Below are 23,473 nucleotides of genomic sequence, written 5' to 3' on the forward strand. Positions count from 1 at the left end.
GAAAAATGGCACGTGAGTTTGATGTGGTCGTCATAGGAACAGGGCCTGCCGGCGAGGGCGCCGCAATCAATGCCGCCAAGCATGGCAAGCGGGTGGCGGTGGTGGAAGACCGCGGTGCCGTCGGTGGTGCCTGCACCCATTTGGGCACCATTCCCTCCAAGGCGTTGCGCCATGTCGTCAAGCAGATCAGCGAGTTCAACAGCAATCCACTGTTCCGTGACGTCGGAGAACCGCGCTGGTTCTCGTTTCCGCAGGTGCTGAAACGGGCCGAATCGGTCATTGCCAAACAGGTGCAGTTGCGCACCCAGTTCTACAGCCGTAACCGAATCTCGCTCTTTTCAGGCCACGCCAAGTTCGTCGACGCGCACACCCTCGTCGTGCAGAGCGAAGGACACACCAACGAGGTGCTGAAGGCCCGCCATTTCGTCATCGCCACCGGATCACGGCCCTATCGGCCGACGGGTGTCGATTTCGATCATCCGCGCATCTACGACAGCGACACCATTTTGCATCTCGAACACACCCCGAGAACGATCATCATCTATGGCGCGGGCATCGTCGGCTGTGAATATGCCTCGATTCTGGCCGGGCTTGGTGTGCAGGTGAACCTGGTCGATCAGCATGACGAAATTCTGTCGTTTCTCGATGATGAAATCTCCGATGCCCTGAGTTATCACCTCAGTAACAATGGCGTGCTGATTCGCCTGAACGAAGAGTATGAACGGATCGAAGCCGACTCGCAGCGGGTCTATCTCTACCTCAAATCCGGCAAGAAGATCAAAGGCGATGCCTTGCTCTGGTGCAATGGTCGCAGCGGCAATACGGTTGGGCTTGGATTGGAAAAGATCGGTCTGACGCCCGATACCCGCGGGCGAATCGCCGTCAACGGCAACTATCAGACCGATGTGGAACACATCTATGCCGCAGGGGATGTGATTGGCTGGCCCAGTCTTGCCAGCGCCGCGCATGACCAAGGACGCGCCGTGGCCAACCATCTGCTCGCCAATGGCCAGTTTCACCACATCGATGACGTCGCCACCGGCATCTACACCATTCCTGAAATCAGCTCGATTGGCCGCACCGAGCGCGAACTGACCGCTGACAGGGTGCCTTACGAGGTTGGCCGCGCCTTCTTCAAGAGCATGGCACGCGCGCAAATTGCCGGTGAAGAGGTCGGCATGCTGAAGATCCTGTTCCACACCGAGACTCTGGAGATTCTCGGTGTCCACTGTTTTGGCGACCGCGCTGCCGAGATCATCCACATTGGTCAGGCGATCATGCGTCAGGACGGCAAGGCCAACAGCATCAACTATTTCGTCGACACCACCTTCAACTATCCGACGATGGCCGAGGCTTACCGTGTGGCCGCCTTGAATGGCCTCAATCGGCTGGCATGAGTTGCAACATGGTCGCGAGTCGACATGTACGCACCCTTTCGCAAACCGCCGCACAGCCATTTATTCGCATAATATATATTATGTTAAAAGTTGACTGGACGAACACCTTCTCTTTATGGGAGCCGTGTCATGCTTGACCGCAACTGACGCGAACTCCGACCGTATTACGAAACTTTTTGAGCCTCCCGAAGGTCATTTTGCGTCCTCCGAGAGCCGTTGCCATTGTCTTTGGACGAGTTTTGGACACAGCGATCCTGTCGTGGGAGCCCTTTCATGAACGCGGCAGAGTTTTTCAACGGCCTGTTAATTGACGCCGTATCGGCCGACATACATGCCAATCGCTCCCAGCATTGACAACGCAATCAGACCTTGAAAACAGTGCCGTAGAATCGTGCCGTGCAGCCATGTAGCAATGGCAATAGCTGCTATGAAAATAGTCAGCAGCACGGCCACGTGTGGCCCACCGAGCAGCGCCGCCGCAGCCGATAATGCCAGCGCCGTCGGAAAGCCCCACACCAAACCGTCCCAAAGGCCGTTGACGGCGCTGCGGTGGTCGTGTCGAGCGAGCGAGATATTGACGCCCGATACACACACCCAAGTCAGTGCCAGGCCCAGGACACCATAAAGCAATTTGCTGGTCCAGCCGACGAAATGACCGAAGTGCAGGCGATACACCGAGTAAGCGATTTGCCGGCCGAGTGGCCCATCGGACAAACCCTGGTGCCCCAGCGGCGTGCCGTTGGCATCGAAGCGATAAATCTCCGAGTAGACGAGCCGGTTCGGCAGGGTGGCGCCGATTTCCAGAAATTGCCGATCGGTGCCGGGGCTCTGGATCATCAGGTAAATCGGCGTGATATCGGGTGCAATACGGGTAAGTTCGCTCAGCGCCCGCTGGTAGTTGATCTGCGCCGGAGCGGCAGTTACGGCAATGTCGGCACCATAGATCGACGCAAGTAATGCTTCTCGGTCGCCGCCGAACCATTTTTCGGCGCCGGCGGCAATTAACACGCCGAGCAGGCCGAAGAAGGCGCCGGTGAGCCCGAACATCAGAAAGAACGGACTGCCCCACACGCCGAGCCGGTTGTGCAGATCGGTGTGGCGCAGCACGTCGGAGCGATCGCGTCGCCAGCGGAACAGGTCCTTGACCAGGTTCGGGTGCGACAGCAGGCCATTCAGGACGAGCGCGCACAGCAGCGCGCCGATACTGCCGGTGACGATTACGCCGAGCGTTTCCGGCAGCAGCAGTTGGGCGTGCAAGTGGACCAGCATGTGCGTCCAGCCGTCGACAGGGGCGACATCGAGCGTGCCGTCGGGTCGCACGTAACGCTCATGCTCGTCTGCGGACAGGTGCAGGCGCGGCAGGGACTCGCTGGGAAGCACGACGTAGAGCTTGTCGGGGTTGGCGACCACCTCGGCGCGGAACTGCTCGACCGCGCGCGCGATCTGCGCCGCCGAATAGCTGGGCGATTCGGGCACCCGAGGTTGTTCCAAGCGCTCGAACTCATCACGAAATACGGACAGTGTTCCCGTCAGGCAGATGACGTACAGTAGCCCGGCAAGCGTGAGGCCAAGCGCCGAGTGTGCCTTGCGTAGTTGCTTAACCAGCGCGCCGCTCAGGGGCCAGCTCATGACAGGCTCCCGGTGGGCAGCAGGACCGCACCCAGTCCGCTCAACGCGCTCAGGGCCAGCGTCGCCTGCCAGCGTCGATCGACACACAGCAGGACCGTCACGAAGGTGGCCCACAGCAGCGGCAGAGCAAAGGCTGCCATCACCCAGCGCTCGCCGGGTGCACCAGGCAACCAGTAGACGACATGCAGACAGGTTACCATCACCGCCGTGAGCGCAATAGGACCGGTCAGTATCACCGTGCCGAGTTTGCTCAATAGAGAGCGTGTCGATCGTTTGTGGTGACGCAGAGGTCTATCGATCGCCACGCTGCGGCGGGCAGACGCTGCGGTCACGACGATCCAACCCCAGACGCCAAGCACAAAGGCGCCGAGCGCATAGACGGTGCCGAATTCAGGGCCCATCAAGCGAACCCATATCCACAGCGCCAGCAATCCAGTGGTGCTGCTCTCCAGTAGCCACGACCGCCCGTATCCGCGCCAGCATAACCACAGACCACCGACCGAGGCGTTGCTCAACAGCAGTGCCATTACGCCAAGCAGGAGGTTCATCTTCGCAGGCCTCCGTTACCATCAAAAATCATATTGCACGCCAACTTCGACCATACGTTCGGCGCCGAACCAGCAGTTGTTGCGGTCATAGCAGGTCACGTAACGGTGATCCGTCAGGTTGTTGGCCGTCAGCTGCAGCGTGGTGCCGCGCAGGGATGGATTCACGCGACCGAGGTCGTAGGAGGCGGCCAGGTCGAACACGGTGTAATCCGGCACTTCGCCGGTGTTGAGCGCATCGATTTGCATCTCGCCCACGTAGCGCACGCCGGCGCCGAGCGTGGTGCCGGCGGCAGGGCCATCGAACAGGTCGTACTGCAGCCACAGCGATGCCGTCACATCCGGCACCCACACCGGGGTCTTGCCTTCGAGGCCGCGCGTGTCCTTGGTAATCTCCATGTCTAGCCAGGTAGTGCTGAGCAGCGCCATCAGCGCGTCGGTGAACAGATACCGCGTTTCCAGCTCGACGCCACTTGAGCGCGTTTCGCCGGCCTGGATCAGGTCATACGGGCCGCCGTTCGGATCCCGGGTGAGGTCGTTTTCCTTGGTGATCTCGAATGCCGCCAGCGAGAACTGGTTGCGCCGGTCGGCCGAGGCATATTTGAGGCCGACTTCCCATTGCTCGGCGGTGGCCGGCTCGAAGGTGTTGCCGCTGCGATCGCTGCCACCCATCGGCTCGAAGCTCTGCGCATAGTTGACGTAGGGCGCCCAGCCGCTGTCGAACGCGTACAGCAGCCCGGTTCGCACCGAAAACTCCTGCTGATCGATCTTACTGGTGGCCGGTGCGCCGTATTTGCGGCCGGTCTCCTCGTAGTCGTATTGGTCATGGCGGCCACTGGCGATGAACACCCAGCGGTTCCAGCGCAACTGGTCCTGCAGATAGAAACCGCGCTGCTCGCTGTCGATAGTGAAGTCGGAACTGAGGCCGGAGGCGGCGAAATCGAGCGTGGCCGGATCGATGAGGTGGTGGTTGGGCGCGAACACGTCGATCGGCACCGTGGCGGCATCCTCGTAGGCGATGTCCGAATCGAGCTGTTGATAGTCGACGCCGAACAGCAGGTTGTGCTCGACCGCGCCGGTGTGCACCTGTCCGGACAGCTGGTTGTCGAGCACCAGTCCGCTGGTGGTCTCGTCGGTCAGATAGGCGCGGCGCAGCAGCAGGCGCTGATCGTTCAGTTGGCCGGTGTAATCGCTCAGTCTGCCGAGGTTGTAGGTGTTCTCCTGGTAGGCATCGGCATCTAGGTAGCGCAACTGGTGCAGAAAGGTCCAGCCGTTACCGAAGTCGTGATTGAGGCGGTAGCCCGGCATCAGCACCTCGCGCTCGTAGGTGTTCCAGTTGGCATCGCCGGCGTAGGCATCCGTATCCAGTCGGCCAAACGGCGTGCCGAACAGGCTGCCCGCAGCGGGCACCGTGTTGTAGATGCCGGCCGACGGATCGTTCTGGTAGTACAGGTTGAAGTTGAGCAGGGTGTCGTCCCCCAGGCGCCAGTCGACCGACGGGGCGAACAGATAGCGCTCGTCCTCGGAGGGGATCGCCTGGCCGTCGCGCTTGCGCCCAAGGCCGACGGCGCTGTAGGACAGCCCGGTGCCGCCGAGTGCACCGCGCGATTCGAAGCTCAGCTCGCGATGGTCATTGGTGCCGGTCGATACCGACACACGACTGAAGGGCGTGGCGGAGGGCTTCTTGCCGATCAGGTTGACGAAGCCACCAGGCGGCATATTGCCGTACAGTGATGACGTTGGCCCCTTGAACACCTCGATCTGCTCGACGGCGACGACGTCGATCTGCGGTTGCAGGTTCCAGCCGTTGAACAGCAGCGGCAGGCCGTCGTAGTAGTTCTGGTAGTTGGCAAAACCGCGAATGACGAATTGATCCATGCGCGTCACTGCGCCGCCGCGCAACTCCGTGTTCACGCCGGACACATAGCGCAGCGCCTCGTTCACCGAGTCGGCGGCACGCATCTGCAAAGTCTCCTGATCCGTAACCGAGATGCTCTGCGGCGTAAGCTCAGTCGGCAGGACCGACTTGGTGGCGGTCTGCCGGTAGGTGTCATCGGTGACTTCGACGGTGGGCAGCGAGACCGCCGTCGAAGAGAGGACTTCCACAGATGACTTGGTTTCAACCGCCACTGCAACGGGTGTTGTCAGCAAAATACCGCTCCAACACAATAAATTGAGATGGCACCTGATTCCATAATGGCGAAACGTATCTGACTTGGTCTGACTGAGAGAAAATTCAGAACATTTGACTGCATGTTCGAAAATTCGATATAGCCGCTGCATGGCCGTACTCCTGAAAGCGAAGTGTGAAGTTTCTGGCTGGCTGGCTGGCTGGCAAATGAATCAAAACGGAGCAGGAGGTCAAAATCCTTCAAGCCGCGCAGTCTATGATAAATATAATGAGAATGATTATCAAATTTATTTATGAGCGGCTGGCTATCCTCAAGGGCTTCACCCCTCCCTGCCACACATGACGAACAGCTGGCTTGACATCAAAGCCGCTCTGCCATCAGCTGAACATTTCCGGAGAGCTGTTTCTACTATTGATCCGGCACGATTTTATCTAAACTTTTTGAGGTCTCTTTCGTCGAAGCTTCATGGACAAAGAAGACGCAAGAACCCAATCGCTGGAGCGACAGCATGAACGGCGCAAACAAGTAGTCCGTTTGTACCGTCAAGGCTACGGCGTCATGCAGATAGTTGGGCTCAGTGGGCTGAGTTATCCGACGGTGCGCGGAGTGATCGATCGCTATGAAGAGGGCGGACTGGCAGCGATCAAGCCTGCCGCGCGCGGCAAGCGGCCCGGCGATGGTCGAGAGCTGACACCGGAGCAGGAAGAAGCCCTCCAGCGCCTGATCTGCGATAAGCGGCCCGAACAACTGAAGATGACGTTTGCCTTGTGGAACCGTGCCGCCGTATCGGAGCTGATCGAGCAGGAATATGGCATCCGGCTCTCAGTTCGCTGCGTGGGAAACTACCTCGAGCGCTGGGGTTTTACGCCGCAAAAGCCGATCAAGCGTGCGTACGAGCAACGCCCCGAGGCAGTTCAGAAATCGATCGAAGAGGAGTATCCCGCGATCGAAACGCGGGCCAAAGCCGAAGGTGGAGAGATTCACTGGGGTGACGAGACGGCGCTGGTCAACACTGACGTGCGCGGACGCAGCTACGCGCCGGCGGGCCAGACGCCTGTGGCATATGCCGTGGGAGGTGCTCGGCAAAAGCTCTCCATGATCGCTACGGTCACCAATCGCGGCCAGACCCGCTGGATGATCATTGACGAGGCTTTCAACTCGGACAAGCTGATCGAATTTCTGGAGCCTTGATCAAGGATGCCGAAAAGAAGGTGTTTCTCATTCTGGACAACCTGCGCGTACATCACAGCAAGCCCGTCAAAGCCTGGGCCGCAGAGCATTCAGAGAGGATCGAGCTGTTCTACTTGCCCAGCTACAGCCCGGAGCTGAATCCGGAGAAGCGCCTGAACGCGAGCCTCAAGCAGGCCATCGGCTCCAAGGTGCCTGCACGCACAAAAGCAAAGCTCAAGGCAGCCGCGACAGAGCACATGCAAGAACTGGAAAAATCCCCCGAGCGAGTCATGAAATTCTTCCAGGACCCTCGAGTGAAATATGCCGCGTGAAACTTCAAACTTCACTTGGCCGGATCAATAAGTACCTAAATTTTATGCCGTCATGAATGAATTCTTTGTAAATCTGCGTCGAATTGGCATTGCCCTGTTCGCCTGGTCACTCCTTGGCAGTACGGCTTCTGCAACTCCTGTCATGAGCTCAACCCTGCTGGTGCTCGGTGACAGCCTGAGTGCTGGTTATGGCCTGACCCTCGATCAGGGCTGGGTCGAGCTGCTGAAGCAGCGACTGGCCGCCGAAGCATTTCCGGTCGAGGTGATCAATGCCTCCATCAGCGGTGAGACCACCGATGGCGGTCTGCGGCGACTGCCTGATCTGCTCGATCGCCACACACCCTCGCTGGTGATCATCGAACTGGGCGCCAACGACGGCTTGCGCGGATTTGCGCTCGATTCGATTCGCGCCAATCTGACGCGGATGGTGCAACTGGTCCAGCAGCGTGGCGCCAGGCCGCTGTTGGTGGGTATACGCATTCCACCCAACTACGGCAGCCGTTATAGCGAACCTTTTTTTATTCAATATCAGGAGATTGCGAAGGAAAACTCGATTCCGCTCGTGCCGTTTCTGCTCGAAGGTGTCGCTGCGCAACCCGGGATGATGCAGGCGGATGGTTTGCATCCGACCGCCGCAGCACAGCCGCGCCTGCTCGATACCGTCTGGCTTCAGTTGCGGCCGCTGTTGCCGAAGCGCAGTGGCACGGCACTCCCCTCTTCTTCGGCCACCCAGCGATAGAGTTCGATCTGCTCCGTGGCGCAACTGCGGCAACCGCTGCTGCACAGCGTGCCCGACGGCAGTTTCTTCACCAGTCCTTTGCGCTCGAGCAGTGCAAGTTGATGGCGCAGCACCTCGGCACTGCTGTCGAAGCGCAGGGCCAGATCGCGCAGCGAGCACTCATGATGCTGTTTCAGATGGTTCTTGAGCTGGATCAGATTCATGCTGCACCCGCCTTCACACTCGCGGTCGAGGGGGCACTGCGACCCAGCCAGCGGAAAACGCCCACCACTGCGACCCACGACAGCAGGACCAGGGCAATCCAGAACGATGAGCTGCCGGGATGGCGGGCAAAGCTGGCCAATTGATAGCAGAAGGTCGCACTGGTGTAGGCGATGAAAGTGCCCCAGCCGGCGGCAAACAGAGTCCAGCCAGTGCCGGCCTCCCGTCGCAACGCGGCGATGGTCGACACGCAAGGAAAGTAGAGCAGGATGAACAGCAGGTAGGCATAGGCTCCGGCCTGCCCATCGAAGCGGCTGACCATCGCGCCGAAGGTTGAAAGACTCACCTGCTGCTCGGCCGCCGCCGCGCTCGGATCCCCCTCCTTGATGACACTGAAGCCGAGTGGATCACCCAGTCGATCGAGCAGTTGCAGCAGATTCTGCGGAATCGTGGCCGCTGCCGCGCTCAGTTGCGCCAGCAGGTCGAAGGGTGTTGCGGCGTCGGCTTCGCCGGCGGATTCGCGGTCCATCCGGCTGTAGATGGAGTCGAGCGTGCCGACCACCACCTCCTTGGCCAGAACACCCGCTAGGATGCCGACGACGGCCGGCCAGTTCTCCTCGCGCAGGCCCATCGGCGCGAACAGCGGCGTGCCTTCGCGTGCAATCCAGCTCAACAGCGAATTTTCGCTGTTTTCGTTGCCGAAGCTGCCATCGCGGCCGATCGAGTTGAGCAGATTGATCACCAGCACCATGACGATGATGATGCGGCCGGCGCGGACCACGAAGCCCTTCAGTTTGTCCCAGGTGTGAATGCAGATGCCTTTCAGCGTGGGCAGGTGGTAGGCCGGCAACTCCAGCAGGTAGGCATCGGCCTCGCCTTTCAACAGGCTGTTTTTCAGCAGCAGCGCAGTCAGCACGGCGATCAGGATGCCCAGCAGGTAGAGGCTGAACACCACATTGGCACCACCCACCGGAAAGAACGCTGCGGCAAAGAGTGCATAGACCGACAGCCGCGCGCCGCAGGACATGAAGGGCGCCATCATCGAGGTGAGAATGCGTTCTCGATGTGACTCCAGCGTGCGGGTCGCCATGATGGCGGGCACATTGCAGCCAAAGCCGATGATCAGTGGCACAAAGGCCTTGCCGGGCAGACCGATCCGGTTCATCAGCCGGTCCATCACGAAGGCGGCGCGCGCCATGTAGCCGGAATCCTCGAGAAACGACAGGAACAGGTAGAGTGCGCCGATCACTGGAATGAAGGTCGCCACCACCTGCACTCCACCACCCAGACCGTCCGCCAGCAGCACCTTGACCCACTGCGGCAGGCCGAGCGCCAACAGCAGTTGACCCAGCCCATCGACCAGCAACGCACCTGTCACCTGATCGAAAAAGTCGATTAGCGCGCCGCTGAAGTTGATCGAAAACAGGAACATCAAATAGATGACGCCCAGAAAGATCGGCACACCGGCAAAACGGTTGAGCACGATCCGATCGATTCGATCCGAAGAAGTGCTGCCTGGTGCCTGACCGCGCGTGGCCACCTCCTGTGCGACCCGCCGGGCAAAACCGTAGCGGCTGTCGGCGATCAGCAATTCGACATCTTCGTGCAGTTCGGTGCTGATCTGGCGCCGCATCTCGGCGACGTCATGCAGAAGTTCTGGCTCGACCGCAGGCGCGACACCCTCATTCGCCAGCAGTTCGAGCGCGAGCCAGCGCCGCGCTGGATCGCGGCCCAGCGGATCGAGCCGATCCACCAGGGTGGCGACGGCGAACTCGATCTGCACCGGATGCAGAATGCCATCACCCCGCGTCGGGGGGTGAGTCAGTCGTTCGGCGATCGCCGTCTTCAATTGCGCGATGCCCTGCTCGCGACTCGCCACCGTCACCACCACCGGACAACCCAGTTGCTGGCTGAGTTGCAACGGGTCGACAGTCAGTCCCTGCGCCGTCGCATGGTCCATCATGTTGAGCACCACCAGCAGCGGGGCACCCATTTCGATCAGTTGTGCGGTGAGGTAGAGGCTGCGCTCCAGATTGGCAGCGTCGAGGATGTTGATCAGCAGGTCGGCTTCGCCGGCAAGCAGGTAGTCGCAGGCAACCTTCTCATCCAGTGCCTGGCTGAAGCGGTCGAGACTGTAGACACCGGGCAGATCGATCAATCGGATCGGCTGTCCATCGATCTCGAACTGCCCTTCCTTGCGATCGACGGTGACACCGGGCCAGTTGCCGGTTCGCTGGCGGGCCCCGGTCAGGGCATTGAAGAGGGTGGTCTTTCCGCAGTTGGGGTTGCCAACCACCGCAATGGTATATTGGCGCATGGGCCGGCCGTTCAGCCGCGCTGCACGGTGATCTGCTGCGCCAATCTCTTGCCGACCGCGATGCGGCCCGATCCTGCTGCGATCACCACGGCACCCGTGCGGTTGTGCAGCACCTGAATCTGCTGCCCGGGGCGAATGCCCATGCTCAGAAGACGCAGCGTGACCTGGTTGCCGCCGGCAATCTGCAGCAGTGTCACCTGCTCGGTCGCGCGCACCTCACTGAGCATGAGCCGGTCCGGCTGGCTGGCAATCCGCACCGGGTCCGCCGCCCCAGCCGCCTGGTACTGCATCGCGAGTTGAGGGCTGTTCATGTCACCACCTGGTACGCTGCGTTGCAATCTGCTGGTTTTGCTAATGATAACGTTTCTCATTGCAATGTCAAATCCATCCTGCACCCGTGGGACCCGGGCCTGCCCCCTCCCCTCTTCAATGCCGTGGCCAGTTTCGGGTTGAAAGACTGGTCGGGCCATGTCGCAGATCAATGAATCGACAAGAAAGATCATTCACATCGACATGGATGCCTATTTTGCTGCCATCGAGCAGCGCGACCATCCGCAGTGGCGCGGCAAGCCGCTGATCGTGGGTGGCGCGCCCAATTCGCGCGGGGTGGTGGCCACCTGCAGTTATGAAGCCCGCCGTTACGGCATCCATTCGGCGATGCCATCGGCGCGCGCCTATCAGCTCTGTCCGCAGGCACTGTTCGTCAAGCCCCGCTTCGAGATCTATCAACAGGTTTCACTGCAGATTCGCGAGATTTTTCAGCACTATACCGATCTGGTGGAGCCGCTGTCGTTGGATGAGGCCTATCTGGATGTCACCGGCAGCACCCTGCATCGGGGCTCGGCGAGTCTGATCGCGCAGGAGATCAGGCAGAGAATCCGGCAGAAGACCCAGCTCACCGCCTCGGCTGGCGTCTCGTACAACAAGTTTCTGGCCAAACTGGCCTGTGAGCGGGGAAAACCAGACGGCCTCTTCGTCATCATGCCCAGCGAGGGGGCGGCCCATGCAGCCGCCTTGCCGATCGACAGGTTCCATGGCATCGGCCGCAGCACCGCCAGCCGGATGAGATCGCTCGGCATCGAGTGTGGCGCCGATCTGCTGCGCTTTGGCCTGCCCGAGCTTGAGCAGCACTTCGGCAAACTGGCGCGCCACTATCATGGCATGGCTGCCGGCATCGATCCGCGCCCGGTCAACCCTTCACGCATCCGCCAATCGATCGGCGCTGAGACCACCTTTGCCGATGATCTGACCGATTCAGCGCAGATGGTGTCCGAACTCGAGCGGCTGCTCGATCGCGTCACTCAGGAGTTGCAGCAAACCGGGCAGCGGGCGCAGACGTTGACCGTCAAGGTCAGGTTCAGTGACTTCCGCTCGGTCACCCGCGGCATGACGCTGCGACAGGGTTTTACCTCGGCACCGCAGGTCGATTCAGTGTTGAAGACGCTGTTGCAGCGCGCACTGACCGATTTTCGGCCAGTGCGGCTGCTGGGAATCACGGTTTCGGGGCTGCAATCAGCCGATCACTCTCAACCTCGTCAACTGACGCTGTGGTGACTTTCGCTGCGGCAGCGGCTGCGGCGGCGCGCTGCTCGCTCTGCCGCACATGGCGACGGTAGCGTGGATGGCGCCAGACCCAGATCAGCCCGCCCAGGCCAAAGACGAACAGCAGCATCCACAGCGGGCTCTCTTTGCTGCCGGCCAGTTGCGGCGCCTCGGCTGGCGAGTTGAGCCGTGCGACCGGTTGCGCCTGCACCTGGCTGTCGCTCTGGGCGCTCGATTTCAGGCCCAGCAGATGGTGATTGGCGTCGTAACTGAAGCGGGCATCGAGCAGAAGCTGCATCTGCCAGCTCACCCCGCCGGCGCCAAAGCGCCCCAGGCCGTTCTCGACCATCAGCGGCACCGCAATGCGAACCACCCGGCGGCCCGACGTCTCATCATCGCTCACGCGCACGGCATTGGCGTGGCTCGACAGAAAATCCTTGTTGCGGTCGACGGCAAAGTTGAGCGGATCACCGCTCAGTCGATAGAGGCTCACCTGATGGGTGTTCAGATCGGCATAGAGGGTCAGCGAGCGCGCGGCATTGCCGGTCGCATTGGCCGGACTCACGATCATCCAGAAACCATTGGCCACACCGCCATTTTCGCTCGGCAGAATGGTGAAGTCGGCGGTCAGATAGTTCCACTGGTCATCAAAGGCCAGCACCACATTGCGCACCTCGCCGGCCGTGCCGCTGCTGTTGGGTGACTGAACCACCGCCTGATAGCGTGCTGCCCAGCTTGCCGTTGGCAGCAGCAGGCTGGCCAGCGTCAACAACAGACAAAAACCGCGAGAGAACAAGGTCCTGCTGGCAGAATATGAACAGTTACCGTCGGATGTTACAGGCATGGACATGGTCGATCGCCTCCTGGGTTGGGCTTGTTTGCAGGGATGCATGAGTTCAAGCTTAGACCGGCAGCCATGACGCGTCAGAAAGAACAACCACAAAAACGTGAAGTCACGCACAATGTCTGAAAAACAGATGGAGGAGTGACCGATGCATCCAATGCGAATCTGGCTGATCGCCCTGTTGACGTTGATTCTGAGTGGCTGCGGCTACAACACCCTGCAGAGCCAGGATGAGCAGATCAAGGCGGCCTGGTCGGAGGTGTTGAACCAGTACCAGCGCCGCGCCGATCTGGTGCCCAACCTGGTCAACAGCGTGAAGGGCTATGCCGCACAGGAAAAAGCAGTGCTGACCGAGGTGACCCAGGCCCGTGCCAGCGTTGGCTCGATTCAGCTCACCCCGGAACTGCTGAATGATCCGGCGGCCTTCGCCCGCTTTCAGGCCGCGCAGGGCCAGCTCACCAGCAGCCTCTCGCGCCTGCTGGTGGTGGCGGAGAACTACCCGCAACTGAAATCCGACGCCAACTTCCGCGACCTGCAAGCCCAGCTCGAAGGGACCGAGAACCGCATCACCGTGGCGCGCAACCGCTACATCAAGGCGGTGCAGGCGTACAACGTCACCGTGCGCTCACTCCCCTCCAACCTCACCGCGATGCTGCTCGGCTACCACGTGAAGCCCAACTTCAGCGTGGAGAACGAACAGCAGATCTCCACCGCGCCCAAGGTCGACTTTGCCCCGGCGCCCGACAGCAAATCCCGATGAACCGGCTCGGCCTGCCAAAAAGCATGGCCGGGCTGTTGCTGACAGCACTGCTCGGCATCGTCTGGATCAGCCATGCCGAGCTGCCGGTACCGCCCCTGACTGCGCCGGTCATCGACCAGACCGCCACCCTGACCCCGGAACAGCAGCGCAACATCGAACAGAGACTGCGCAGCTTCGAGCAGCGCAAGGGGAGCCAGATCGCGCTGCTGCTGGTCGCCACCACCCAGCCCGAGTCGATCGAGCAGTACTCGATGCGGGTGGTGGAGCAGTGGAAGCTGGGACGGGAGAAGATCGACGACGGCGTGCTGCTGATCATCGCCAAGGATGACCGGACCCTGCGCATCGAGGTGGGCTATGGGCTCGAAGGGGTGCTGAACGATGCCCTCAGCAAACGGATCATCAGCGAGCTGATCACGCCGCGCTTGCGCCAGGGTGATTTTTACGGCGGCATCACCGCCGGCATCGAGCAGATCATCCGGTTGATCGATGGCGAACCCCTGCCGCCCCCTTCCCAGCGCCCTGCCCGCGACCGTCTGGAAATTGCGAACCTGCTGCCGTTGCTTTTCATCATCGTGCTGATGGCCGGCGGCGCACTGCGCGCCTTGCTGGGACGACCACTCGGCGCGCTGGTGAGCGGCACGTTGATCGGCCTGCTCACCTGGTTTCTGGCCGGTGCGCTGCTGATTGCGCTGCTTGCCGGCATCGGCGCCTTTCTCTTCACCCTGCTCGGCCATGCAGGCCGTGGCCTCGGCGGTTTTCCCGGCGGTTTCGGAGGGCGCGGCGGTTTTGGCGGTGGCGGCTTCGGCGGTGGTTTCAGTGGTGGTGGCGGCGGTTTTGGCGGCGGAGGTGCATCCGGACGATGGTGACCATCAAACTCAAGCGCATCCTGACCCATCTGTGGAGCGGCGAGCGACCCCTGCGCCGCGCCTTTCCGGCCAGCGCGCTGCGGCAGATCGAGCAGGCGATCCAGCGCAGCGAAGCCTCGCACAGCGGCGAACTGCGGTTCGTGGTCGAGGCCGCGCTCGACATCGGGCCGCTGTGGGCCGGCACCAGCGCAGCGGATCGGGCGCTGGAGCTCTTCTCACAGTTGCGAATCTGGGACACCGAACAGAACAACGGCGTGCTGATCTACCTGTTGCTGGCAGAGCGCGATGTCGAGATCATCGCCGACCGTGGCATTCACCGCCGGGTCGGCAGCGCGGGCTGGGCGCAGATCTGCCGGATGATGGAGCAGGCATTCGGGCGTGGCGCCTATCTGGAGGGCAGCATTGCCGGCATCGAGGCGATTGCCCAGCAGTTGGCCCTGCATTTTCCGGCGCAGGATCAGGCCAACCCGAATGAACTGCCCGATGCCCCGCTGCTGCTGTGAAGCACACCGTGTCCATACCTTCAGACCCACCACAACCTGCCAAGACCCGCCCGCTTCGCCACCAGGCGCTCGATTTGCTGGCGCGCCGGGAACATGCGAGTCACGAGCTGGCGACCAAGCTGCTCGCCAAAGGGGGCGACCGAACGGAAATCGAAACGGTGCTGACCCAACTGCAACAGGAGGGGCTGCTGAGTGATGCCCGTTTTGCCGAAATGCGCTGTCGCCAGCGCCGCGAAGCCGGTTTTGGTCCACTGCATGTCAGCAGCGACCTGCTGGCGCGCGGCCTGTCACGGCAGTTGATCACTGAGGTCATCGATGCGGAGTCCGAACTCTGGCTGAGCGCCGCGCGCCATGCCAAACAGAAACGTTTTGGCCCGGGCCGCCCGCGTGACCCGGCGACCCAGGCCAAATGGATGCGCTTTCTGCAGGCGCGTGGTTTCACCCAGCGACAGATTCGCCACGCACTGCATGACACTGAAGCTGAAGAAGATTGATTCGGCATATAATTTTGCCGCCGGCCCGGCCTCGGCACCCCTTTTCACTCCAACAGGCAGACCATGAACAGCTCTGAACTTCGCCGCGCCTTTCTCGATTTCTTTGCCGAACAGGGGCACGAAGTCGTGCCGAGCAGTTCACTGGTGCCGGGCAACGACCCCACCCTGCTCTTCACCAACGCCGGCATGGTGCAGTTCAAGGATGTTTTTCTGGGACAGGATGTGCGCCCCTACCGTCGCGCCGCCTCGTCACAGCGCTGTGTCCGTGCCGGCGGCAAGCACAACGATCTGGAGAATGTCGGCTACACCGCCCGCCACCACACCTTCTTCGAGATGCTGGGCAACTTCAGCTTTGGCGACTACTTCAAGCGCGAGGCGATCCACTACGCCTGGCGCTTTCTGACCGAGCGTCTCGGCCTGCCCAAGGCGCGGCTGTGGGTCACCATCTTCCACGAAGACCAGGAGGCCGAGCGCATCTGGCTCGATGAGATCGGCATCGATCCACAACGGTTTTCACGGCTTGGCGACGCTTCAAACTTCTGGTCGATGGGCGAGACCGGCCCCTGTGGACCCTGCACCGAGATCTTCTACGACCATGGCTCCGAGGTGGCCGGCGGCCCACCCGGCTCGCCCGATGAAGATGGCGACCGGTACATCGAGATCTGGAATCTGGTCTTCATGCAGTTCAACCGCCTGCCCGATGGCCGGCTGGAGCCGCTGCCCAAGCCCTCAGTCGACACCGGCATGGGGCTGGAGCGCATCGCCGCGGTGATGCAGGGCGTGCACAGCAACTACCAGATCGACCTGTTCCGCCACCTGCTCGAAGCGGCGGCCCGCATCACCGGCCGGCAGGATGCCCACACCAACGACTCACTGAAGGTGATCGTCGACCACATCCGCTCCAGCAGCTTTCTGATTGCCGATGGTGTGATTCCCGGCAACGAAGGGCGTGGCTACGTGCTGCGCCGCATCATCCGCCGTGCGTTGCGACACGGCCACAAACTGGGCGTCAAACAGCCCTTCTTCCACCGGCTGGTGGCCGCGCTGGCGCAGCAGATGGGGGCGGCCTATCCGGAGCTGCCGGCCAGGCAGGCGCAGATCGAACGGATTCTGCTGGCCGAAGAGGAGCAGTTCAGCCGCACCCTCGACCAGGGCATGCGCATCCTCGACGAAGCGATCGCCCAACTGAACGGAGCCTGCATCGGCGGCGAGACGCTGTTCCAGCTCTACGACACCTATGGCTTTCCGCTCGACCTGACCGCCGACATCGCCCGCGAACGCGGCCTGCAGATCGACTCCGCCGGCTTCGAAGCCGCCATGCAGGCGCAGCGTGAGCGTGCCCGCGCCGCCAGCCAATTCGCCCTCGACAGCACCGCGCTGATTCGCCAGAGCGACCATGAATGCCTGTTCACGGGCTATGAACAGACCGCAGACGATGCCGAAGTGGTGGCCCTCTACCGCGACCATGAACCGGTCGAACGGCTCAGCCACGGCGAAACCGGCTGGGTGCTGCTCGATCGCACCCCGTTCTACGCCGAAGCGGGCGGCCAGGTCGGCGACCGTGGCCAGTTGCGTGCCGGCGGCGGCCGGGCCGAAGTGCTCAACACCCTCAAGCAGGGCAACAACCACCTGCACCAGGTGCGGCTGCTGCAGGGCAACCTCGAAGCAGGCAGCAGACTCACCGCCGAGGTCGACCCGGCACGGCGCCAGGCCACTGCCCTCAACCACTCCGCCACCCACCTGCTGCATGCGGCCCTGCGCGAGATACTCGGCAGCCATGTCGAGCAGAAGGGCTCACTGGTCGATGCGCAGCGGCTGCGCTTCGACTTCGCCCACTTCGAGGCCATCGCGCCCTCGACGCTGCGCCAGATCGAACAGCGGGTCAATGACGAGATTCGTCGCAACAGTCCGATCAGCGTCGAACTGCTGCCGATCGATGTGGCCAAGGCGCGCGGTGCGATGGCGCTGTTCGGCGAGAAGTACGGCGCCGAGGTGCGGGTGCTCACCATGGGCGACGGCTTTTCGGTCGAACTCTGCGGCGGCACCCATGCCCGCCGCACCGGCGACATCGGCCTGTTCCGCATCACCGCCGAAAGCGGCATCTCGGCCGGCGTGCGCCGCATCGAAGCGGTGAGTGGCGCCGCCGCGCTCGAACTGGCCCAGTACGAAGCCAACCTGCTGCGCGAACTGGCCCAGCAGTTGCGCGCACCAATCGACCAGTTGCCCGAGAAGCTCACCGCCCTGCTCGACGAACAGCGCCGGCTGGAGCGCAGCGTGCAACAGCTCGGCGCCCGACTGGCCAGTGCCGCCAGCGCCGACCTGCTCGACCGGCTGGTTCAGGTTCAGGATGTACCGCTGCTGGTGGCCGCCGTCGATGGCGTGGAGGCCAAAGGGCTGCGCGACCTGCTCGACAAGGTGCGCGACAAACTCGGCAGCGGCGTGATCCTGCTCGCCTCGGTCAGCGCCGGCAAGGTCAACCTGATTGCCGGCGTCACCGCCGACCTCACTGCCCGCATCGCCGCCGGCGAGCTGATCAAGGCCATCACCGCCCTGATGGGTGGCCGCGGCGGCGGCCGCGCCGACATGGCACAGGGCGGCAGCGACCAGCCCGATGCGCTCGACGCCGCACTGGCCGAAGCGCCCGCCATCGTCGCGCGGCTGCTGTCGGCTTAGTGGGGGGTGACGATGCCGTGCTCGATCGACGACGGACTGGCCGCAATGTCGCGCGCCAAGGCCCCGATCGGAGGGTCGAGCAGCTTCGACGGTTTGGGAGAAGCGGGATCGGTCATCCGGAGAATTTTGGGTCGCCCAAATCGGCATGATCAGCGTAAGCGATTGAAACTCAGGGGCAGAGCTTGATTTGGGCGACATCTATCAACATGTTTGGGTTCGTCTAATTTACGTTCGGCGTCATAGCGCGAAACCGCAATGTCAAATCTCAAGGTCACAGAAATCAAGGCATTCGTCCCGTCAAAGGACTTCGAGCTTTCCAAGGAGTTCTACAAGGACCTTGGTTTTACGATGGCCTCTGAAGGCGGCGGTATCGCCTACTTCCGATAAGCTGGAATTCGATATTGGCGGCAGCATGGCGGCGTTATGTGTCAGCAAATGGAGAACCTGTAAACATCTGGATCAAAAGCGCCACCAATGGCTGGATCTGGCGGAGGCCGTGCGTTCCTTGGAAAACTTTCTGTTTCACCTGATGGCTTGTCTGCAATCTCGGTAGCCTGCGAAGACGCCGCCAAACGAGGAGCAACACACTTTTAGCTATCGTAGGCAAGACCGGTCGGGCGTATGTCTTTGCTGGTTGTATTCCATAAGCGAAGTACCAACTCGGCCGCAACTCAATCCACCAAATCAACAGCGTCTTCTACGTTCACAGTGCAGCGCTAATCCTTGAGCGCGCGCTCCGAGTTTGTAGAAGCAGCAAAGGCTGCCTCGCAATTGGCGAACATTTTGTCGGCCTCGCACCGTGAGCAATCAACCGGCGCAACGCAAGTCGTTTTGCGCGCTGCGAAGCGGCAACGTTTATCGCCGACCCGCGAGTTCGCGAGCAGGTTCTCAAAATCAAGGGCTGTTGTGAGTGCTGTGGAGCTTGGGTTTCTACGGAGAGCGGTGAGAGATATCTAAACACATCATGTTGTTGGTGTTTGAGCGTGGTCCTGATAGCCCGGATAATATCGTTGCTGTGCCCATTGTGTCATCGAAAGGCACACTTCTCGAGAAGACAGAGTCGAACGAAAATGCTGGAGGCAATTCGGCGGGGGCGTCCCAGTAGCACAGGCCAACACGACGTTCAACCTGACCCGCTACGTCGGTGTCGCGCCTCGTAGCCTCGAGGTTAGCTTTATGTTAGGCATCAGAAACAGTTCTCGCGTCGGCGGCGGGAACTTGCCCTTTCGTGGCATCAGCGGCCAGATGTGATGAGCAACAATTGGAAAGGGGGTCTGGACGCCAGGCGATCGTAGCGCTTGGCGCATGCTAATCGTGCAGTTGGTGGGCCTTGGCGGCCTTCGTAAAAAATGCCCTGTCATTAAAGCCCGCGTATGCGTCCGGAACTATTTCGCAACCGGATGCCTATGCACGATTTGAGGAGATGGTGCTTGCTCGGCACAAAATTGAGCTAATGCTCAATCCGCGAGAGGCGGAGCACCAGGAGCTCCTTAGGCTCATGGCAAGCATCGTCGACCATGTTCGCGAGGCCCTACGCTGTATCTTCGAGGGAACCGACCCAGGGAATGACAACGAACGGCTTACCGCAGTTAGCGCCCTTATTCCTGTAGCACAAACGATACTGAAGAGTGAGCAAGAATTGGGGACAGACCACGGTTTCCTGTTCCTGATCAGGAAAATCGGCGGCTTCCCGTTCGCGCGCTTGGGGTTGCGCGCACTACGCCTGCTTGACCCGCGCTTCAGGCAATGCCCAGCAGCGTCGCTGCGGTGCCGACGTCGTCCGCCAGTTCGCCGCCGGGAGCCAGATGCGCTTCGTCACCGGGCCGGTACTTGCCGGTTCTGACCAGAACGCCGCGCAGGCCAGCGGCCAGGGCGCCGTTGATGTCCGCTTCCACATCGTCGCCGATCATCGCGGCCGCCGTCGGTGGACAGCCCGCACTCTCCAGCGCAGCGGCGAACAGAGCCGGCGCCGGCTTGCCGAGCAGTTCGGCCTGCACGCCGGCGGCATACTCGAGCGCGGCGACGAAGGGGCCGGCATCCAGCGACAGGCCGTCGCGCTCCTGAAAGTAGCGGTTGCGGCCGAGCGCCAGCAGCGGCGCGCCGGCCTGGAGCAGCCGAAAGGCCTGGTTCAACCCGGTATAACTGAAGTGCTCGCCGGCATCGCCCACCACCACGGCGTTGGGTTCAGCCGTATCGAGACCGGCGAAGTCGGGCGCCAGGTCGGGGTGGATCAGCAGCAGCGGGCGCAGGCGGCGTGCAAGCAGCGTGTCCCGGGCGGCGGCGGCCGGCGTGAGGAGTTCATCCTCGGCAATGGCGATGCCGCGACCGGCCAGTTCGCCCTGCAGGGCGGCGCGGCTCTGGCGCGTGGTGTTGGTGACGAAGCGCAGCGTCAGACCGCTGGCGCGCAGCCGGGCCAATGCCTCGAGCGCCCCCGGGATGAGGTGGTCGCCCTGGTAGAAGACGCCACCCAGATCGAGCAGCAGGGTGCGCAGCTTCATGGTTCAAACCTCCGTTTAGGCAGCGCCGGCGCCGTGGTCTCTTCGGCTCGGGGCGTCGGCAGACGCTTTCGAATTGGTCGCACTGGGCGCCAGCAAGGGTTGTGCCGGGTCGTCATGCTGGATGCGTCCGGTCATCGATCGGACGCCTGCCGGTGCCGGCAACGAGTCGTCACCTGAAAACCCGCCGACTTGGGATGCTGATATGCCGCGAGCAGGTGGCCGCCGAGTCATCGACCGCACTCTGGATGGTGGCGGCACTCTTTGAAACGGGCCATTCTCCAGAATGACCAACACTGCGGAACAGCTCAAACCGGCCCCATTTTTTTATTCATTTTTCATTTCCCTATAATGGCCACCACTCGTCGGGGTGCCAACAGCCCCGCCCTCGACTCTTGTTGGAGCTTACGGAGCATTGCATGCGTGATTCGCTGTTCATTCTGCTGCAACATCTGCTGCCGCAGAAGTTGCTGAGCCGGCTGATGGGGCTGTTGGCCGACCGGCCACTGGGCGCGCTGACCCAGTGGTTGATTCGGCTGTTCGTGCGGCGCTATCAGGTCGATCTGGCCGAGGCGGAGCCGTCGACGCCGACCGGTTACGCCTCCTTCAATGCCTTTTTCACCCGGCCGCTGCGTGCGGGCGCGCGACCGATCGCTGCCGAGCCCCACAGCCTGGTCTCCCCGGCCGATGGCCAGATCACCGAGCATGGTCCGCTGCTCGGACAGCGGCTGGTGCAGGCCAAGGGGCGTCACTACACCTTGCAGGCGTTGTTGGCGGGCGATCAGCAGGCGGTGGAGCAGTTCCGCGATGGCGACTACTGCACGCTCTACCTCTCGCCACGCGACTATCACCGGGTGCACATGCCGGTCGATGGTCGTCTGACCAGCATGGTGCATGTGCCGGGACGGCTCTTTTCGGTCAATCAGCTCACGGCCGAGCGGGTCGAGGATCTGTTTGCCCGCAACGAGCGGGTGATCTGCCACTTCGACACCGACGAGGGGCCGTTGGCGGTGATTCTGGTCGGCGCGCTGATCGTCGGCAGCATCGAAACCGGTTGGGCCGGGGTGGTGACACCTCCCGGGCGCGGCATCAGCCGCTGGCAGGGTGGCACGCCGGTGGCGTTGAAGCGGGGCGATGAGTTGGGTCGCTTCCGGCTCGGGTCGACGGTGATCCTGCTGTTGCCACCCGGGCGCATGCGCTGGAATGCCAACCTCACACAGCAGCCAGTGCGCATGGGGCAGGCACTGGGGCAGTTCAAGGGTTGAACTCTGGCGGCAGTCAGGCCCGCTCGAAGGTGAAGGCGAGCACTTCGTCGATCCTGCGCTGACCGGTCGCCGCCATCGCCAGCCGCTCCAGCCCGAGCGCCACCCCCGCAGTCGCTGGCAGGCCAGCGGCAAGCGCCGCCAGCAGCCGCTCATCGACCGGCAGTTGCGGCTGGCCCTGCTGCTGACGGCGCTGGTTGTCGGCGATGAAGCGGCGACGCTGTTCATCGGCATCGGTCAGCTCATCGTAGCCGTTGGCGATCTCGATGCCATCGAGGTAGAGCTCGAAGCGGGCCGCGACCCAGACGCCACACTCATCGCGCCGCAACCGCGCCAGTGCGGCCTGCTCTGGCGGGTAGTCATGGATGAAGAGGGCCGGAATCGACGCCAGCCGCGGTTCGATCAGATGGGTCAGCAGCAGGTCGAGCCAGAACTGCCGGTCGCCCGCCACGGTGGGGCCCAGGTCGATCTGGCGGCGGGCGGTGCGTTCCAGTTCTTCGGTCGGGGTGACGAAGGGGTCGAGATCGAGGTGGCGAGCAAACAGTGTGCGGTAGCTGAGCCGTTCGAAGTGGTGACGGCCGGTCAGCTCGGCCACCAGTTCGGCCACCTCATCCATCAGCCGTTCGAGTGAAAAGCCGGGCCGGTACCACTCCAGCAGATGAAACTCGGGGTTGTGGCGGGCACCGCGCTCATGCTGGCGGAAAGCCTTGGCGATCTGGTAGATGGGACCACTGCCCGCCGCCAGCAGTCGTTTCATCGCCAGTTCCGGCGAGGTTTGCAGAAAGCGCGGGAGCGGCTCGCCCTCGGTCACGACGAAACTGACAAGCTGCGGGTCGGTGGCGGTGGTGGTGCAGAGCAGCGGCGTGGTCACTTCGAGCAGCGCGCGCCGGGCAAAGAAGGCGCGCACCCGGCTCAACAACTCGGCCCACTGCCGCAGTGCGGCGAGGCTGGCACTCGGCTGCCAGTCGCCACCGGCAGCGGGTGCCTGACTCACTCCTTGACCCGGCTCTGGTAGTCGCCAGTGCGGGTGTCGACGCGGATCACCTCGCCCTGATTGACGAACAGCGGCACCTTGACCACGGCGCCGGTGCTGAGCCGGGCCGGCTTGGTGCCACCGGTGGCGGTGTCGCCACGGATGCCGGGGTCGGTTTCGACAATCTCGAGTTCGACGAAATTGGGTGGAGTGACTGCCAGCGGGGCGTTGTTCCACAGCGTGACGATGCAGACATCCTGCTCACGCAGCCACTGCACCGCATCGCCAACGGTGCGCTTGTCGACCGCGTACTGCTCGAAGCTGTCGTTGTCCATGAAGTGCCACTGCTCACCATCGGTGTAGAGGTATTGCAGGTTGCGGTCGGTCACATCCGCTGCCTCGAGCGTCTCGCCCGATTTGAAGGTGCGCTCCCAGACCCGACCGGTCTTGAGGTTGCGCAGTCTGACCCGGTTGAAGGCCTGCCCCTTGCCCGGTTTGACGAACTCGTTCTCGACGATCGCGCAGGGATCGCCATCGAGCATCACCTTGATGCCGGCACGAAATTCATTGGTAGAATAGTTCGCCATAAGCTCCTCTAT

20 protein-coding genes and 1 pseudogene are annotated in these 23,473 nt (G+C 62.1%); 11 read left to right on the plus strand and 10 right to left on the minus strand.

Annotated elements, in window-relative coordinates; all coding sequences use genetic code 11:
* Window positions 1-5 precede the first annotated feature (5 nt).
* Window positions 6-1,397: a Si-specific NAD(P)(+) transhydrogenase gene (gene sthA, locus H7A13_09975; GenBank protein MCP5333662.1), complete on the plus strand. Its 1,392-nt coding sequence runs from the start codon at window positions 6-8 to the stop codon at window positions 1,395-1,397.
* 303 nt (window positions 1,398-1,700) lie between these two features.
* On the opposite strand, the gene H7A13_09980 is transcribed toward sthA, so the two are convergent.
* From H7A13_09980 to H7A13_09990, 3 genes are read right to left on the minus strand one after another with little or no spacing between them, the layout of a single operon-like run.
* The gene (locus H7A13_09980; protein MCP5333663.1) at window positions 1,701-3,026 is read right to left on the minus strand and encodes a PepSY domain-containing protein; all 1,326 of its coding nucleotides are present in this window, start codon (window positions 3,024-3,026) and stop codon (window positions 1,701-1,703) included.
* Window positions 3,023-3,574, minus strand: coding sequence for a hypothetical protein (locus H7A13_09985; GenBank protein MCP5333664.1), 552 nt, complete (start codon window positions 3,572-3,574; stop codon window positions 3,023-3,025). The genes H7A13_09980 and H7A13_09985 overlap by 4 nt, the downstream gene beginning before the upstream one ends.
* Window positions 3,575-3,595: 21 nt before the next feature.
* Entirely contained in the window at window positions 3,596-5,854 is a 2,259-nt protein-coding gene (locus H7A13_09990) for a TonB-dependent siderophore receptor (GenBank protein ID MCP5333665.1), read from the minus strand.
* Between H7A13_09990 and H7A13_09995 the strand changes: the two genes are divergently transcribed.
* The 3 genes and pseudogenes from H7A13_09995 to H7A13_10005 all read left to right on the plus strand — a co-directional run bounded on the left by H7A13_09995 (window position 5,853) and on the right by H7A13_10005 (window position 7,944).
* Entirely contained in the window at window positions 5,853-5,999 is a 147-nt protein-coding gene (locus tag H7A13_09995) for a hypothetical protein (GenBank protein ID MCP5333666.1), read from the plus strand. The genes H7A13_09990 and H7A13_09995 overlap by 2 nt on opposite strands.
* 169 nt (window positions 6,000-6,168) lie before the next feature.
* Window positions 6,169-7,205, plus strand: a pseudogene (locus H7A13_10000) (IS630 family transposase).
* Between the two features lie 52 nt (window positions 7,206-7,257).
* Complete coding sequence (locus H7A13_10005; GenBank protein MCP5333667.1) at window positions 7,258-7,944, plus strand: arylesterase; 687 nt, start codon at window positions 7,258-7,260, stop codon at window positions 7,942-7,944.
* Here the strand turns inward: H7A13_10005 and H7A13_10010 are convergent.
* Genes H7A13_10010 through H7A13_10020 form a run of 3 tightly spaced genes read right to left on the minus strand, consistent with a single transcriptional unit; the run spans window position 7,875 to window position 10,773 of the window.
* Window positions 7,875-8,147 carry a FeoC-like transcriptional regulator gene (locus H7A13_10010; protein ID MCP5333668.1) on the minus strand — a complete coding sequence of 91 codons (273 nt, stop codon included), beginning with the start codon at window positions 8,145-8,147 and terminating at the stop codon, window positions 7,875-7,877. The two genes, H7A13_10005 and H7A13_10010, sit on opposite strands and share 70 nt — an antisense overlap.
* Entirely contained in the window at window positions 8,144-10,462 is a 2,319-nt protein-coding gene (gene feoB / locus H7A13_10015) for a Fe(2+) transporter permease subunit FeoB (protein ID MCP5333669.1), read from the minus strand. Before feoB ends, H7A13_10010 begins: the two co-directional genes overlap by 4 nt.
* Before the next feature lie 11 nt (window positions 10,463-10,473).
* A complete protein-coding gene (locus H7A13_10020; GenBank protein ID MCP5333670.1) occupies window positions 10,474-10,773 on the minus strand; it encodes a ferrous iron transport protein A in 300 nt (99 codons plus the stop codon).
* A gap of 157 nt (window positions 10,774-10,930) precedes the next feature.
* Between H7A13_10020 and dinB the strand changes: the two genes are divergently transcribed.
* Window positions 10,931-12,016 carry a DNA polymerase IV gene (gene dinB, locus H7A13_10025; protein MCP5333671.1) on the plus strand — a complete coding sequence of 362 codons (1,086 nt, stop codon included), beginning with the start codon at window positions 10,931-10,933 and terminating at the stop codon, window positions 12,014-12,016.
* On the opposite strand, the gene H7A13_10030 is transcribed toward dinB, so the two are convergent.
* Complete coding sequence (locus H7A13_10030; GenBank protein MCP5333672.1) at window positions 11,955-12,776, minus strand: hypothetical protein; 822 nt, start codon at window positions 12,774-12,776, stop codon at window positions 11,955-11,957. The two genes, dinB and H7A13_10030, sit on opposite strands and share 62 nt — an antisense overlap.
* Before the next feature lie 220 nt (window positions 12,777-12,996).
* Here H7A13_10030 and H7A13_10035 point away from each other — a divergent pair, with 220 nt between their 5' ends.
* The 5 genes from H7A13_10035 to alaS all read left to right on the plus strand — a co-directional run bounded on the left by H7A13_10035 (window position 12,997) and on the right by alaS (window position 18,144).
* A complete protein-coding gene (locus H7A13_10035) occupies window positions 12,997-13,608 on the plus strand; it encodes a LemA family protein (GenBank protein ID MCP5333673.1) in 612 nt (203 codons plus the stop codon).
* Between the two features lie 23 nt (window positions 13,609-13,631).
* Complete coding sequence (locus H7A13_10040) at window positions 13,632-14,474, plus strand: YgcG family protein (protein ID MCP5333674.1); 843 nt, start codon at window positions 13,632-13,634, stop codon at window positions 14,472-14,474.
* 2 nt (window positions 14,475-14,476) lie between these two features.
* Window positions 14,477-14,977, plus strand: coding sequence for a TPM domain-containing protein (locus H7A13_10045; GenBank protein ID MCP5333675.1), 501 nt, complete (start codon window positions 14,477-14,479; stop codon window positions 14,975-14,977).
* Window positions 14,978-14,985: 8 nt separating this feature from the next.
* Window positions 14,986-15,471, plus strand: a complete 486-nt coding sequence (locus tag H7A13_10050; protein ID MCP5333676.1) for a regulatory protein RecX — start codon at window positions 14,986-14,988, stop codon at window positions 15,469-15,471.
* A 63-nt stretch (window positions 15,472-15,534) separates the two neighbouring features.
* Window positions 15,535-18,144, plus strand: coding sequence for an alanine--tRNA ligase (gene alaS / locus H7A13_10055; protein MCP5333677.1), 2,610 nt, complete (start codon window positions 15,535-15,537; stop codon window positions 18,142-18,144).
* Between the two features lie 1,739 nt (window positions 18,145-19,883).
* Here alaS and H7A13_10060 read toward each other — a convergent pair.
* Window positions 19,884-20,642 (minus strand): TIGR01458 family HAD-type hydrolase, encoded by a 759-nt coding sequence (locus H7A13_10060; GenBank protein MCP5333678.1) that lies wholly within the window; start codon window positions 20,640-20,642, stop codon window positions 19,884-19,886.
* A gap of 416 nt (window positions 20,643-21,058) precedes the next feature.
* Here H7A13_10060 and psd point away from each other — a divergent pair, with 416 nt between their 5' ends.
* A complete protein-coding gene (gene psd / locus H7A13_10065; protein MCP5333679.1) occupies window positions 21,059-21,904 on the plus strand; it encodes a phosphatidylserine decarboxylase in 846 nt (281 codons plus the stop codon).
* 13 nt (window positions 21,905-21,917) lie between these two features.
* On the opposite strand, the gene genX is transcribed toward psd, so the two are convergent.
* On the minus strand, window positions 21,918-22,895 hold the full coding sequence (gene genX, locus H7A13_10070) for an EF-P lysine aminoacylase GenX (GenBank protein MCP5333680.1): 978 nt from the start codon (window positions 22,893-22,895) through the stop codon (window positions 21,918-21,920).
* The gene (gene efp / locus H7A13_10075) at window positions 22,892-23,461 is read right to left on the minus strand and encodes an elongation factor P (protein MCP5333681.1); all 570 of its coding nucleotides are present in this window, start codon (window positions 23,459-23,461) and stop codon (window positions 22,892-22,894) included. The genes genX and efp overlap by 4 nt, the downstream gene beginning before the upstream one ends.
* Window positions 23,462-23,473 lie beyond the last annotated feature (12 nt).

The sequence above is a fragment of the Pseudomonadales bacterium genome (assembly GCA_024234215.1).
Classification (GTDB): Bacteria; Pseudomonadota; Gammaproteobacteria; order Pseudomonadales; family UBA5862; genus JACKOQ01.

Bases quoted from the DNA above. Each gene is read 5' to 3' on its own strand.
- H7A13_10010 (MCP5333668.1), bottom strand. From the start codon at position 8,147: ATGAATCTGATCCAGCTCAAGAACCATCTGAAACAGCATCATGAGTGC.
- H7A13_10035 (MCP5333673.1), top strand. From the start codon at position 12,997: ATGCATCCAATGCGAATCTGGCTGATCGCCCTGTTGACGTTGATTCTG.
- H7A13_10040 (MCP5333674.1), top strand. From the start codon at position 13,632: ATGGCCGGGCTGTTGCTGACAGCACTGCTCGGCATCGTCTGGATCAGC.
- H7A13_09980 (MCP5333663.1), bottom strand. From the start codon at position 3,026: ATGAGCTGGCCCCTGAGCGGCGCGCTGGTTAAGCAACTACGCAAGGCA.
- H7A13_10005 (MCP5333667.1), top strand. From the start codon at position 7,258: ATGAATGAATTCTTTGTAAATCTGCGTCGAATTGGCATTGCCCTGTTC.
- feoB (MCP5333669.1), bottom strand. From the start codon at position 10,462: ATGCGCCAATATACCATTGCGGTGGTTGGCAACCCCAACTGCGGAAAG.
- dinB (MCP5333671.1), top strand. From the start codon at position 10,931: ATGTCGCAGATCAATGAATCGACAAGAAAGATCATTCACATCGACATG.
- H7A13_10060 (MCP5333678.1), bottom strand. From the start codon at position 20,642: ATGAAGCTGCGCACCCTGCTGCTCGATCTGGGTGGCGTCTTCTACCAG.
- psd (MCP5333679.1), top strand. From the start codon at position 21,059: ATGCGTGATTCGCTGTTCATTCTGCTGCAACATCTGCTGCCGCAGAAG.
- H7A13_09995 (MCP5333666.1), top strand. From the start codon at position 5,853: ATGGCCGTACTCCTGAAAGCGAAGTGTGAAGTTTCTGGCTGGCTGGCT.
- sthA (MCP5333662.1), top strand. From the start codon at position 6: ATGGCACGTGAGTTTGATGTGGTCGTCATAGGAACAGGGCCTGCCGGC.
- H7A13_09990 (MCP5333665.1), bottom strand. From the start codon at position 5,854: ATGCAGCGGCTATATCGAATTTTCGAACATGCAGTCAAATGTTCTGAA.
- efp (MCP5333681.1), bottom strand. From the start codon at position 23,461: ATGGCGAACTATTCTACCAATGAATTTCGTGCCGGCATCAAGGTGATG.
- alaS (MCP5333677.1), top strand. From the start codon at position 15,535: ATGAACAGCTCTGAACTTCGCCGCGCCTTTCTCGATTTCTTTGCCGAA.
- H7A13_10020 (MCP5333670.1), bottom strand. From the start codon at position 10,773: ATGAACAGCCCTCAACTCGCGATGCAGTACCAGGCGGCTGGGGCGGCG.
- H7A13_09985 (MCP5333664.1), bottom strand. From the start codon at position 3,574: ATGAACCTCCTGCTTGGCGTAATGGCACTGCTGTTGAGCAACGCCTCG.